Raw genomic sequence first — 14,368 nt, 5'->3', positions numbered from 1 at the left:
GATGGTTGAACGCTGGTCCAAGTGGGCATCCCCCGCTCATGGACACAGCACACGCCCCTGTGCCCGAGCCTTCTGACGGGTTGGTCGAGCAGCTACGGCAGTACCTCAGTTCGATCACGTCGACGGATCTCGGACCCGACGACGACTACTTCACGCTGGGCCTGGTGAGTTCTCTGCGGGCCCTGGAGATCGTCACCTACATCGAGGGCTCCCACGACGTCGTGGTCGAGGTTGAGGACCTCGACCTCGACAACTTTCGCACCGCTGCCCGTGTCGCCGAGTTCATCCGGAGGAAGCGGGGCGAGCAGGTTCGGGCCACGGACGGGGCGTCGCCGTGATCGGGATCGACACTCTCGTCGCGGCAGCGGAGACGGATGCGGTCGCATGGGACGAGTCGGGGCTTCCTACCGAGGTGATCGACGCCGCCGCCCGGGCCGGTGTCCTGGGTCTGGACCGGACCCCCGCCTGCAAAGGCCTCGGCCTGAGCGCAGCCGAACTGGGCTCGGTGGCAGAACGACTGGGAGCTGTCTGCACGTCGCTGCGGTCGCTCCTCACGGTGCAGGGAATGGTGAATGCCGCCCTCGACCGATGGGGAAGTGCCGAACAACGGGAGCAGTGGCTGCCGGTGCTGACGACCGGTGAGCTCCTCGCGGGGTTCGCGGCGACCGAGGCCGGTGCTGGAACCGAACTCTCCTGCGTGGCCACCACCTTCGACCCCGCCGGTTCCGATTACCGGGTGTCGGGCAGGAAGCTGTGGGTCACCTACGGCCAGGTCGCGGACGTACTTTTGGTCCTCGGACAGACGTCCGGCGGCCTCACGACCGCACTCGTCGAAACGAGTTCGCCGGGGGTCACCGTGGAACCGGTACAGGGGCAGCTCGGCATGCGCGGTACACGGGTGGCGCACATCGAACTCGACAACGTGTCCATACCCGCGACCCACGTCATAGCGCCGCCCGGATTCGGTCTGTCCCACGTCACCGGCACAGCCCTCGACCACGGCCGGTACACCATCGCGTGGGGGTGCGCGGGGATGGCCCGGGCCTGCCTCGCCGATGCGGTGGCTCATGCCTCGACCCGGGTGCAGGGCACTGCCGTGTTGTCCGAGCAAGACGCGGTGCGGTCGATGATCGGCCGCGGTTGGGTCGAGGTCGCCGGTGCGCGCGCCCTCTGTGAACGCGCCGCACAGGAACGCGACGCACGCGAGCACACCGCCCTCTTCACCACCGTTGCCGCCAAGTACGCCGCTGCGCGCGCAGCCGTGACGCTGAGCCAGCAGGGAGTCCAGATCCTCGGCGCCACCGGATGCGCCGGAGACAGCAGGGTCGGCCGATTCTTCCGGGACGCGAAGGTCATGCAGATCATCGAGGGCGCCACCGAGGTCGCCGAATTGCAGATCGGTGAGTACGTGCTGGCCGGCGGTGTTCGATGACCGCCCCCGTCGCCCTGCACTCGATCGCGCTGTGGTTCCCGGACGACGAGGTCACCGTGGCGGGTCTGCCGGAACTCGATCAGCTTCCTGTGGCGCAGCGCGAGCACGCCCTGTCCCTCGGCATCGACACCGTTCGGATCGGCATCGGTCAGTCCGAGTCGGACATGGCTCACGCCGCCGCCACCGCGTTGCTGCGCGCTGCGGACATCGACCCGACCCAGCTCGATGCCCTCCTGCTCGTGCAAGGGAGGGTTCCGCAGTATCTGCTCGCCTCCGAGGCCACCCGGCTGCAACACCGGCTCGGCGCGACTCAGGCCTTCACTACCGGCGTCGGTGACCTGGGCTGCGTTTCCATCTCCGCGGGATTCGCACTGGCGTCAGCATTACTTCGGGGAGACCCCCACTGCCACAACGTTCTGGTCGTCGCTGCGGCGAAGACGCCCACGCGAGCCCGCTACCGCTCACCGATGACACTGCTCGGGGACGGTGCGGCCGCGGTGCTGCTGACGACGTCGGGGACCGGGCGATACGAACTCGTCGACCAGATCGTCCGCAGCGACGGAAAGTACTCCGACCTGTTCCGCATCGACTACCGGAACGTGCGCGAGGCCGACTGGACCGAAGAATGCACGGACGAGCCGACGTACTCGTTCCGGCTGGCCGTCGAGAGCCGGAAACGCTTCACCGACATCAATGCTGCGCTTCTCGGACGCAACGGTGTGGAACACGACAGGGTGGGGACGTATCTGATGCAGAACCTTTCGGCCGGTGCGTTCGCGTTTTGGCAGGAAGCCCTCGATGTGCCCATCGACCCGGTGTGCCGCGCGAACCTGGCCCGGTTCGGCCACCTCGGATCCGTCGACGTCGCGCTCAACCTGGAAGCCGCGGCGGCGTCGCAGCGGCCGGGGGACTATGCCGTACTCATGAACAGCAGTCCTGTCGCGGCGTGGAGTAGCGCACTCCTGCGGCGACTGCCGGATCCGACCGAGAACGGGAAGTAAGCGCAATGGAGCAGACCGTCAAGTGCGTGGTCTGGGACCTCGACGACACCATCTGGGACGGGGTGGTGCTCGAGCAGGATGTCCCGGTGCCGAAGGCCGAAGTGCTGCGCACGATCGACGTGCTCGACCGCCGCGGCATTCTGCACGCCATCGCGAGCCGCGGAGAGTTCGAACCCGCTGTCGCTCATCTGCGCGCCCATGGCCTCGAGGAACTGTTCTGCGCAGTCGACGTCAGCTGGGGGCCGAAATCCGGTGCAGTCCGGCGGATAGCGGACACGCTGAATATCGGCCTCGACACGGTGGCCTTCGTCGACAACGATCCGGTCGAGCGCGCCGAAGTCGCCGGGGCGTTGCCGTCGGTGCGGTGTTATCCGGCCGAGAGTATCGCTTCCTTCCCCGATCTGCCCGAGCTGACTCCGGAGTCGATCACGGCCGAGGCAGCGGGGCGCCGCGCGCTGTACCGCGCCGAGCGGATCCGGCAGAGCTGTGAGGAGGTTTTCGCGGGGTCGAGCGCCGAGTTCCTCGCCTCGCTGGGTTTGGTGATGACCGTGCGCACGGCAGAGGACGAGGACCTGGCACGGGCACACGAACTGACCGTGCGTTCACATCAACTCAACACCACCGGTCGCACCTTCGGCATCGACGAACTCCGCCGACTGTGCCGTTCGGATCGCCACGAGGTGCTCGTGGCTGCCCTGGAGGACCGTTTCGGTGTATACGGAACCATCGGACTCGCGGTGTCGGAGTTTCGTGGAGACGACTCGGTGCTCCAGTTGCTGTTGATGTCGTGCCGCGTGATGTCCCGCGGAGTGGGCGCGGCCCTGATTCAGCATGTCGTCGACCGGGCGCGGGCGCGCGGACAGCAGCCCTGTGCGGAATTCGTGGCCACCGAGGTCAACCGCGTGATGCTTGTGACCCTGCGTTTCGGTGGGTTCGAGGTCGCCGCGACGGACCACGATCGGTTGCTGTTGCGGCACAACGGCATTGCTCACGGTGGACCGAACACCGATCACGTCCGCATCGTGAGCGCGGTGCCATGAGCGCCTGGTGTCCGGGTGACGAGGTGATCGCGGGGATCCTCGAGCAATGCTCACGGGTTCCCGGGCGGATCGCGATAGCGGTGGGGGAGCGAGCCCTGACCTATGCCGATCTCGATTCGGCGAGTGCGGAACTCGCCGCCGAGCTGGTGTCGACCGGCGTGCGGCCGGGCCGGGTGGTTCTGATCTACCGGAAGCAGAGCACCGACACGATGGTGGCGATGATCGCCGCTCTGCGGGCGGGCGCCGCCTGGTGCGTCATAGAACCTGGCCACCCGGCGATGCAACTGCGCGCCCTGCTGTCGGACGTCGACTGCGGGGCCATCGTGTTCGACTCCTCGGACCCGGCCACCTCCACGGAGGGTGTCGGTGCCCTCGCCTGTGAAGCCGGTGCCGGCGTGCCTGCATTGATCGACCGGCACGGGGAATTACCGCCGCGGTCACGTGCGATCGGCCTTCCCGAACGTGTCCCCGCAGGCGCACCTGCCTATGTGATCACTACCTCGGGAACGACCGGTGTTCCCAAAGCCGTCGTGGTCACCCGTGCCAATCTGGCGAGCATGGTCGCGGGGCGGAACTACGACTACGACGAGTCCGATCTGGTCACGTTCTCCGCGTTTCGTCTGACGTGGGACGGCGCCCTGCTGAAGACCATCTGGGCGCTCTGCACCGGCGGCACCAGCGTGCTCCCCGACGCGGGCGGTATGCGCAATGCCGAGGCCGTCGCAGCGCTCGCAGGGAAGTGGCGGGCCACCCATCTGGCCGCGACACCGTCGTTCTACCGCCTGCTGCTGCCGCACCTCGCTCCGCTGCGCTCGCAACTGCAGTGGGTGACCCTGGCCGGCGAGGCGCTTCCCAGGACACTCGTCGAACGGCACCGTGCCGTGCTGCCTGGCGTGCCGCTGGGCAACGAGTACGGGCCCACCGAGACCACCGTCAGCTGCATCGCGCACCGGGTGCGTGAGCTGCCCGCGTCGATCGCCCCGATCGGCAGGCCGCTGGGGGCGACAACGGCGCACATCCTCGACGCGAAGCTCGTTCCTGTGCCGCCGGGAACGGTGGGGGATCTCTACCTCGGTGGTCCCCAGATCGCGGCGGGATACGCGCATCGCCCGGCGGGCACCGCAGCCAGATTCGTGGCCGACCCGTTCGCCACAAATCCAGGTTCCCGGATGTACCACGCGGGTGACCTCGCACGCGTCGATGTCCACGGCGACATCGAATTCTGCGGACGGGTCGACGGTCAGGTGAAGGTGCGGGGAGCGAGGGTCGAGCGGCACGCGGTGGAGTCGGTGCTCGAGAGTCACCCGGCGATCCGTCAGGCGGTGGTGCTCGCGACCGTGGACGAGTACGGCGACACCGCCCTCACCGCCTTCTGGGTTCCTGCCCCGGCGGCGACGATCCTGCCCACCACCCGCGACCTGATCGCGCATTGCACCGAGCGTCTCGTCGCGCAGGCGGTGCCCGCCCATTTCGTGGCGCTCGGCGCCCTTCCCCTCGCGGCGAGCAGCAAGGTCGACGAAGCGGCGCTGCGGACATTGCTGGAAAGCCCGAGATGAACGGCGGTGGCGGCGGTTGACAGTGTGCTGGATTGGAGGCAGTCTCGATCTTCTCGGGGATTTCGTTGCGTGGTCAGGGTGAGGGCAGGTAGTCCGTCACCGTGGTTGGTTGCTCCCGGATGCGAAGGCGATGGGGGCCTTGGCTGGGATGCGATTGCGATGGAGCGACGAGCAGCGAGGGTGTCGGCCGGCGAACCCGCTTGTGTCGCCGACGCTCCCGCCCGTTTCCCCGCTTCACCGGCCTCACCGTTTCCACTGTCCGCCGCGCAGTACGAGGCCTGGCTGGCGCAGCAGCTCGCACCGGACGTGCCGTTGTGCATCGCGCAGTATGTGGAGTTGCACGGAACGCTGGACGTCGATCTCCTCATGTCTGCCACGGTGGCCGCCGCCGACGAGTTCGGGTCGCCGTTCCTGCGTCTGATCGAAGTCGAGGGCCGCCCGTTCCAGCTGGTCGACCCTTCGACGGACCGATCCATCGGGCTGGTCGACTTCCGCGGAGAGGTCGACCCGGAAGACGCGGCTCGCCGGTGGATGCGGGCGGACTGCGCCACGCCGATCGACCTGACCCACGACCGCCTCGTCGAATCCTCGATTCTGCGGGTCGGCGACGAGCACTACCTGTGGTACAGCAAGATTCATCACGTGGCGCTGGACGGCTACGGCGCAATGACGATGCTCAACCGGATCGCGGTCCGATACAGTGCAGCGACTGCGAACCGGGAGCCGCCACCGAATGAGGCTGTCGATCCCCGGTACCTCCTCGACGTGGACGAGCAGTACCGATCATCGAGCCGCTTCGCCGCGGACCGCCAGTTCTGGGCCGAGCGGATCGCCGGGCTCGGTCCTGCGCCGAGCCTGGCTCGCAGGGCCGCACCCGCGGTGATCGACAGCACCGACATCGCGGGACCGCTGCCCGAGGCGGCCGAGCGTGCGCTGCGCGAGACCGGGCAGCACGGCACGGCGAAAATCATCGCCGGGTTCGCCTGCTACCTCGCACGCATGACAGGACGCCGGAACGTGCTGGTCACTATCCCGGTGTCGGCGCGAACGACAGCGGTTCTGCGACGTTCGGGCGGCATGGTGGCCGGTATCGTGCCGCTGCCGGTGGAGATCCGGCCCGAAGACACGGTGGGTGAGCTGGTCGAACGAGTCCGGCTCGACTTGCTCGGTGCCCTGCGACACCAGCGTTTCGGGCTCGGGGACATTCGCCGCGACGCCGGGGCGGGCGCCGCCGACACGCTGTCCGGGCCGATGGTCAACGTGATGCTCTTCCACCAGGAGCTGAGGCTCGGCTCCCTCGTGGGCGAATACCACATCGTCACGTCCGGGCCGGTGGATGATCTGCTCGTCGACGTGTACCAGAGCGGTGCGCCGGTGAAGACCTTCGTCCACTTCCTGGCGAACCCGAACCGGTACGACGCCGAGGAGGTCGGTGCCCACCACCGCCGGTTCGTGGAACTGCTCGACGAGTTCCTCCGGGCGGACGCGGACGCCGCGATCAGCACCGTCCACGAAGACACAGCCAGATTGGATTTCTGGACGCGGACGCTGGCGGATGCGCCGCCGCTGATCGAGCTGCCTGCCGACCGGCCCCGGCCACCCCGGCCGTCCGGGCGCAGCGCCGCCGTGGAGGTGGCGATCGGCGCAGCTCTGCAGCATCGGCTGACGATGTTCGCGGCCGAGTACCGCACCGACGTGTTCACGGTGGTCCACGCTGCGCTCGCACTGCTGCTGTCGCGGGTAGCGCGGACCGCGGACGTGGTCGTCGGAGCGGCGGTGGACGCGGAGGTACTGGTGTCGCGGACCCGGCTGCGCGGCAGCGAACCGTTCACGGAGGTGGTCGAGAGGGTGCGGGACGCGGCACGAGAGGCGGCCGCTCACCGCGGCGTGTCGTGGGAGCAGATCGTGGACGCGCTCGACCCGCCGCGGTCCCGAGCGCATGCGCCACTGTTCCAAGTGCTGCTCGACTACGGAGACCGAGGCCGGGACCTCGGCGATCTCGACCTGGTGGTGACCGTGGACCAAAGACATGAGTGGGCCCGATTCACCTATGCCGCAGATTTGTTCGACGACGGCACAGTCTCGGGCTTCGGTCATCGGCTGCTCCGAGTCGCGGAGACCGCCCTCGACGACCCGTCCGTCCCGGTCGGCGACATCGATCTGCTCGCGCCGGCCGAGCACACGCTTCTCCTCGAGTGGTCGACGCGCCCCACGTCGCCCCCACGTCGGACGCTGACGGAGCTGTTCGCAGTGCGGGCCGCAGGCACACCTGATGCCACCGCGGTCGTGGCGGGCGGCGAACGGCTCACGTACGGCCGGTTGGACGCCCGATCCAATCGTCTTGCGCGGCAGCTTCTGTCGCGGGGGGTGGGTCCGCAATCCCTGGTCGCGGTCGCGGCACCGCGGTCGGCCGCGCTGGTGGTCGCGCTGGTCGCCGTCGTCAAGGCCGGTGCGGCGTATCTCCCGATCGACGTCGATCACCCCGGTGAGCGGTCGGCGCTCGTGCTCGACGACGCCCGACCGGTGTGCCTTCTCGCCACCCAGGACACCGCAGCGGCACTGGCGCCGTCGAATATCCCTGTCTTCCTGCTCGATTCGGAGGAAGGCGAGCTCGACGCCGTTTCAGAGCTGCCGGTGACGGACGCCGAGCGGGCGCCGATCAACCCGGATTCGCTGGCGTACGTGGTCTACACGTCGGGATCGACGGGGAGGCCGAAGGGCGTGGCAGTGACGCACGGAAACGTGGTGGCCCTCTTCGCGAGCGCCGAGCAGCTGTTTCGGTTCGACGACACCGACGTCTGGACGATGTTCCACTCACCGGCGTTCGACTTCTCCGTCTGGGAGCTATGGGGCGCTCTGCTCCACGGGGCGACGCTCGTGGTCGCCGACTTCGACGCCACCCGTTCGCCGGCACAGTTCCTCGAAGTGCTGCGCCGAGAACGGGTGACGGTGCTGAGCCAGACGCCCACAGCGTTCGCCCAGCTGATCGAGGCGGAAGCCACGAACGAAGACGCCGAACCACTCCCGCTGCGATACGTCGTGCTCGGCGGTGAAGCTCTCGACCTCGGGCAGCTCGCGCGCTGGTACTCGCGGCACGACGACAACGCGCCCGTACTCGTCAACATGTACGGCATCACCGAGACGACGGTGCATGTCAGTCACCTTGCCCTCGACCCGGAGTTCGCAGCCGCCGCATGGACGAGTGTGATCGGGCGGGCCATTCCGGGTTTCCGCGTATCGGTGCTCGACCCACGACTCCACCCTGTGCCGGTGGGCGTAGCCGGCGAACTGTACGTTTCGGGACCGCAAGTGGCGCGCGGCTATCTGGGCCGCGCCGGGCTCACGGCATCCCGATTCGTCGCGGACACGTCCGGGTCGCGCATGTACCGGACCGGTGACGTGGTGCGGTGGCGCCGGGACGGACGTCTCGAGTACCTCGGGCGCGACGATCAGCAGGTCGAGATTCGCGGATTCCGCGTGGAGCTCGGCGAGGTGGAATCGGTGCTGGGCCGCTGCGACGGGGTGGCGCAGGCGGTGGTGACGCTGCACCGGAACGAGGTGACCGGCCCGGCCCTTGCCGCGTACGTGGTACCCGAACCGGGGGCGCTCATCGACCCGGGGGCCATCCTCGAGGCAGCGGAATCCGCTCTTCCCTCGTACATGGTTCCCGGGTCGGTGACCGTTCTCACCCAGCTGCAGCTCACCGTCAACGGCAAGGTCGACCGGGCGGCCCTTCCGTCTCCGGTAGTGCAGGCCCGTGCGGACTTCGTCGCACCGGGCTCTGCCGTCGAGGAGGCGCTGGCGGCTGTCTTCGTGGAGTTGCTGAACGTGCCGTCCGTCGGTGTCGACGACGACTTCTTCGGACTGGGCGGCAACTCGCTGATCGCCGCCAGGGCCGCGGCCCGAATCCAGACCGAACTCGGTGCGGGTGTGGGCGTGCGCGACCTCTTCGAGGCCCCGACGATCCGGTTGCTGGCCACTCGTGTGGGTGAGGCTGCGACGACGACGCGGCCACCGCTGGTCCCGACGGATCGCTCCTCGCCGGTGCCCGTGTCCCTCGCGCAAACGCGGATGTGGTTTCTCGACCAGTTCGACACGACGTCGCCCGCCTACAACATTGCGGCGGCCTTCCGATTGCGCGGGCCTCTCGACGCCGCCGCGCTGGAGGCAGCATTGATCGATGTGGTGGACCGTCACGAAATTCTCCGGACCGTGTTCCCGCTGGCCGGAGACACCCCCGTGCAGTCGGTGCTCCCGGTGAGGGACGCCCTGCCGGGCCTCCGCGCGGTGGCGGTGACAGGAGAAAGCGAACTGCGCCAACGAATCTCGTCGGCTTTGGCGACAGGCTTCGATCTCACGACGCAGGTGCCCTTGCGGGCGGAACTGTTCGAAGTCGGGCCGAGCGAGCACGTCTTCGCTCTCGTGGTGCACCACATCGCGGCGGACGCGCTGTCCCTGGGCCCACTCGCCCGGGATGTGACGGCGGCCTACGCGGCTCGGGTGGCCGGCCACGCGCCGCGGTGGGAACCGCTGCCCGTGCATTACGGCGACTACAGCAGGTGGCAGCGGGCGCTGCTCGGATCGGCGGACGTCCCCGACTCCCTGATGTCCCGGCAACTCGCATACTGGCGTTCCATGCTCGCCGATGCGCCGATCGTGGCGGACCTACCGCTCGATCGTCCTCGTCCGGAAGTGCGGTCACTCGCCGGGGCGGGCGTGTCGTTCACCGTCGACGCACGCCTGCACGAGCGGCTGCGGGACCTCGCGCGAGAACACGAGGTGACGGTGTTCATGGTGTCGCACGCGGTGTTCGCGGTACTACTCGGGAACCTGACCTGCACGAGTGACGTGGTGATCGGGTCGCCGGTCGCCGGTCGTAGCGAAACGGTCCTCGACGACCTGGTCGGGATGTTCGTCAACACTCTCGCGCTCCGGACCCCGGTTCCCGGCTCCGGCTCCTTCGCGGACCTGCTCCACACCGTCCGGGACCGTGACCTCGAGGCGTTCGCGCACGCCGACGTGCCCTTCGAGCGGGTAGTCGAGGCGCTCGACCTACCGCGCACCACGTCACACGCGCCGTTGTTCCAGGTGTTGTTCGAGTTCCAGGACGTCGAACGGCCGACGCCGGCCCTACCGGGTCTCACGGTGGAAGAGATCGATCTCGGCGTGTCCGTGTCGACCTTCGACCTGCAGCTGACGTTGATCGAACAGTTCGCCGAGGACGGCTCCCCGGCGGGAATGAGTGGTGGCTTCACCTACGCCACGGATATCTTCGACGCTGCGACCGTGCACGCGTTCGCCGAACGGTTCGTGCGTCTGCTCGACACGATCGTGGCATCGCCCGACGTTCTCCTGGCGCGCATCGATGTGCTCACTCCCGACGAGCGGGGGGCGCTGGTTCCGGTCGGCGGACACCCTGCCGAAGCGCCCCGGTTGCTGCCGGACATTCTCTCTGCTGCGGCGCAACGCGATCCGCATGCCGTCGCGTTGTCCTACGGCAACGCGGTGATGTCGTATCGCGAACTCGACGACTGGTCGAACCGGCTGGCCTGGGTGCTGATCGATCGCGGAATCGGCCCGGAAGACCAAGTGGCGATCGGCCTCGTCCGGTCGGTGGAGTTGGTGGTGTCGGTGTGGGCGGTGGCGAAGTCGGGGGCATCCTTCGTACCGGTCGATCCGAGTCTGCCGCAGGCGAGGATCGCCGACATCCTCGCCGATTCCGGCGCGGTCGTCGGTTTGACGGTCGCCGAACAGCGCGACCGGATGCCCGACGGTGTGGAGTGGCTACACCTCGACTACCCTGGTCCGTCGCGGCGGTGGCGGTCCCATCCCATCACCGACGGCGACCGGGTCGCCGCGCTGCGCCCGGAACATCCCGCCTATCTGATGTACACGTCCGGGTCGACCGGAACGCCCAAGGGTGTGGTGATCACCCACACCGGGCTGCAGAATCTCACCGTCGAGCAGCACATCCGGTATGCCACGACCGCCGCGTCCCGGGTGCTCAATCTTGCGGCGCCCGGATTCGACGCGTCGATGCTGGAGTACCTCATGGCCTTCGGTGCGGGCGCCCGACTGGTGATCGCGGCACCCCAGGTGTACGGCGGCGACGCGCTGACGGATCTGCTGGCCTCCGAGCGCATCACGCATGCCTTCGTGACCCCCGCCGTGCTCGCCACGGTCGATCCGCGCGGCCTGCACCTCCTCCGCACCCTTGTCGTCGGCGGGGAACGCTGTCCACCGGAGTTGCTCGACCGCTGGGCATCCGGGCGCACCCTGCTCGTCGCCTACGGGCCCACGGAGACGACGGTGGTGTCCAACATCGGGGCCCCGATGGCGCCCGGCGACCCCGTGCGGATCGGGCGTCCGATCCGCGGCATCCGCGAACTCCTCCTCGACGAGTGGCTGCGCCCGGTTCCCGTCGGAGTGGTCGGTGAGCTGTACATGCTGGGGGATGGGTTGGCGCGCGGTTATCACCGGAAGCCCGGTTCGACCGCCGCCTCGTTCGTGGCCAACCCGTTCGACCGCGCGGGCTCGCGGATGTACCGTACCGGCGACCTCATGCGGTGGACACCCGACGGTCTACTGAAGTATGTGGGCCGCAATGATTTTCAGGTGAAGTTGCGTGGACAGCGGGTGGAGCCGGGAGAAGTCGAGGCGGTGCTCACCCGCTGCCCCGGGGTCGCGCAGGCGGTGGTCACGGTTCGCCGCACCCCGGCCGGGCAGGCGGTGCTCGCCGGCTACGTCACGGCGGACGAGCATGTGGATCTCGACAGCACTGAAGTCCTGCTCTTCGCCGGATCCGTCCTTGCGCCGTTCATGGTGCCGGCCACGGTGACCGTCCTGGATCGAATGCCGCTCGGTCCGAACGGAAAGGTCGACAGGCGGGCACTCCCGGATCCCGAGCTCGCCCCGCGTGTCTTCCGGGCACCCACCACGCCGTTCGAGTCGATGATTGCCGGCATCTTCGCGGAAGTGCTCCGAAGCGGTGCCGTAGGCGCCGACGACGACTTCTTCGCGTCGGGTGGCAACTCCCTGACAGCGACACAGGTCGTCGCGCGGATCAACGCCGCACTGGGCGCGAGCATCGGGGTGCGCGACGTGTTCGAGGCCCCCACAGTGCGGGCCCTGGCTGGACGGATCGAGGGCAGAGGCGCTGCCGACCGGCCCAGATTGACGGCGGTGCAACGGCCGGACCCGCTCCCGCTGTCGTGGGCGCAACACCGGATGTGGTTACTCAACCAAATCGACACCGCCTCGCCCGCCTACAACATCGCGATGATGGTGCGGCTCTCGGGAACACTCGACGTGGACGCGCTCGCCGCCGCACTCACGGATGTGGTGATCCGGCACGAGACGCTGCGCACGCGGTATCCCCACGGGGTCGCGGGGCCCACCCAGGTGATCATCGACGCTCACGACGTCGCGGGGCTCACGGTGGTGACCACGGGAGAGGCACCCCTGTCAGAGTTGGTGTCGACAGGGTTCGACGTGGCCGCCGAAGTCCCGATGCGGGCGCGACTGTTCGAATACGGCGAACGGGACCACCTGCTCGTCGTCGTGGTGCACCACATTGCCGCGGACGGGTTCTCGATGGTCCCGCTGGCGCGGGATGTTCTCACGGCGTACACCGCCCGAGCCGCGGGCCGCGCGCCGGGGTGGGACCCGCTGCCGGTCCAGTACGCCGACTACACCGTGTGGCAGCGGCAACTTCTGGGTTCGGAGGACGACGCCGACTCCCTGATGTCCCGGCAACTGGACTATTGGCGAGCCGTCCTCGCCGATGCGCCGGTGGTAACCGAGCTACCCGCGGATCGGGAACGGCCGCCGCATCGATCCGGTGCCGGCGACCGTTGGACGTTCACCATCGACGAGGACATGCACAGGGATGTCGTAGCGCTCGCACGGTCGCGGCACTGCACCGTTTTCATGGTGGTGCACGCGGCGTTCGCGCTACTGCTGTCCAGGTCGGGGGGCACCCGCGACATCGTGATCGGATCACCCGTCGCCGGACGCGGAGAGGCGGACCTCGACGACGTCGTCGGAATGTTCGTCAACACCCTCGTCCTCCGGACCGAGGTCTCGGGAACGTTCGCCGATCTTCTGGGGCGGGTCCGCGACACCGACCTCGCTGCATACACCCACGCCGACGTGCCGTTCGAGAGAGTGGTGGAGATTTTGAATCCGCCTCGCTCGCAGTCGCATTCGCCGATGTTCCAGGTGCTGCTCGAATTCCGGAACACCCAGTACCCCGCGCTTCCGCTCCCACACCTCGATGTCGAGGTGCTCGAACCCGAAGTCACGGTGTCCCTGTTCGACCTGCAACTGACCCTTCGTGAACGCCACGACGAGTCCGGGTCGCCGACCGGGATGACCGCTGCCTTCACCTACGCCACCGACCTGTTCGACGAGCAGACCATCCATACTCTCGCCGACCGGTTCACCAGAATCCTCTCGGCCGCAGTCGCGGAGCCGGGTATCGCCGTCGACGAGATCGATCTCCTCGGTCCCGCCGACCGGCGGCAGCTCCGCGAACACAGCTTGGCGGCAGGCACTTTCGTTCTCGATTCCTACCTGCATCTGGTACCCGAGGGGGCGACGGGCGCGGTGTACCTGGCCGAGTCCGCGGCGGACGACCTGTCACCGCGGGAGGCGGCCACCACTGTCGTCGCCAATCCGTTCGGCGCCCCCGGATCCCGCATGGTCCGCACCGGCCGGCTCGCTCGGTGGACACGGTCGGGACGCCTCGTCGGCGTCGACGGCTCCCCGCTTCACTCGATTCCGGACATCATGAAGACTCACCCCGCAATCCGCGAGGCGGTCGCGCTGACGACGGCGGCGGGAATCACGCTGTTCTGGGTTCCGGCGGCAACTGCGGCGGTTCTGCCGACGCCCGAGGATCTGCGCGCATTCGGTGCCCAGCGCCTCGAATCCCGACTCGTGCCCGCGCAGTTCTTCGCGCTCGGTGCGGTGCCGCGCAGCCCCGACGGCGAGGTCGACGAGGATGCGTTGCGTGCACTGATTCCGGAAGCGCAGGCACCCGACCGCACGTCACGACAACGGTGGACCGAGGTGCAGCGCGCCGTCGCCGAGGAGTGGGCGGCAGTGCTGGGGCATGAAGATTTCTCGCGCGAGGACGGGTTCTTCGACGTCGGCGGCAATTCTGTCCGTGTCGTGGAACTTGCGCGGCGGTTCGAGGACCGGTGGCCGGGCGCCCTCCGGGTGGGCCGGCTGTTCGACGTCGTCACGGTCGCCGCGCAGGCCGAGGTGATCTCGCACTCTGCCGACGCAACGCAAGTCCGCGCGCCCGCTACCTACGAATTCTGACCGAACTTCTGA

General features: G+C 68.4%; 6 protein-coding genes. All 6 read left to right on the top strand.

The annotated features are described in order from the left end of the window. Nucleotides 1–38 precede the first annotated feature (38 nt). The 6 genes from L1080_RS18440 to L1080_RS18415 all read left to right on the top strand — a co-directional run bounded on the left by L1080_RS18440 (nucleotide 39) and on the right by L1080_RS18415 (nucleotide 14,356). Nucleotides 39–338: an acyl carrier protein gene (locus tag L1080_RS18440; RefSeq protein WP_159920038.1), complete on the top strand. Its 300-nt coding sequence runs from the start codon at nucleotides 39–41 to the stop codon at nucleotides 336–338. Then, entirely contained in the window at nucleotides 335–1,432 is a 1,098-nt protein-coding gene (locus tag L1080_RS18435) for an acyl-CoA dehydrogenase family protein (RefSeq protein ID WP_250774945.1), read from the top strand. Before L1080_RS18440 ends, L1080_RS18435 begins: the two co-directional genes overlap by 4 nt. Next, entirely contained in the window at nucleotides 1,429–2,433 is a 1,005-nt protein-coding gene (locus L1080_RS18430) for a 3-oxoacyl-ACP synthase (protein ID WP_250774947.1), read from the top strand. The genes L1080_RS18435 and L1080_RS18430 overlap by 4 nt, the downstream gene beginning before the upstream one ends. Before the next feature lie 5 nt (nucleotides 2,434–2,438). Next, complete coding sequence (locus L1080_RS18425; RefSeq protein WP_250774950.1) at nucleotides 2,439–3,473, top strand: HAD-IIIC family phosphatase; 1,035 nt, start codon at nucleotides 2,439–2,441, stop codon at nucleotides 3,471–3,473. Beyond that, a complete protein-coding gene (locus L1080_RS18420; protein WP_250774953.1) occupies nucleotides 3,470–5,029 on the top strand; it encodes an amino acid adenylation domain-containing protein in 1,560 nt (519 codons plus the stop codon). The genes L1080_RS18425 and L1080_RS18420 overlap by 4 nt, the downstream gene beginning before the upstream one ends. A gap of 159 nt (nucleotides 5,030–5,188) precedes the next feature. Next, nucleotides 5,189–14,356: a non-ribosomal peptide synthetase gene (locus tag L1080_RS18415; protein WP_250774955.1), complete on the top strand. Its 9,168-nt coding sequence runs from the start codon at nucleotides 5,189–5,191 to the stop codon at nucleotides 14,354–14,356. Nucleotides 14,357–14,368 lie beyond the last annotated feature (12 nt).

Source organism: Rhodococcus sp. MSC1_016 (genome assembly GCF_023667485.2).
Taxonomy (GTDB): domain Bacteria; phylum Actinomycetota; class Actinomycetes; order Mycobacteriales; family Mycobacteriaceae; genus Rhodococcus_F; species Rhodococcus_F oxybenzonivorans.
The sequence above is the reverse complement of the archived record's forward strand: the minus strand, read 5'-3'. Positions and strand labels throughout refer to the sequence as shown.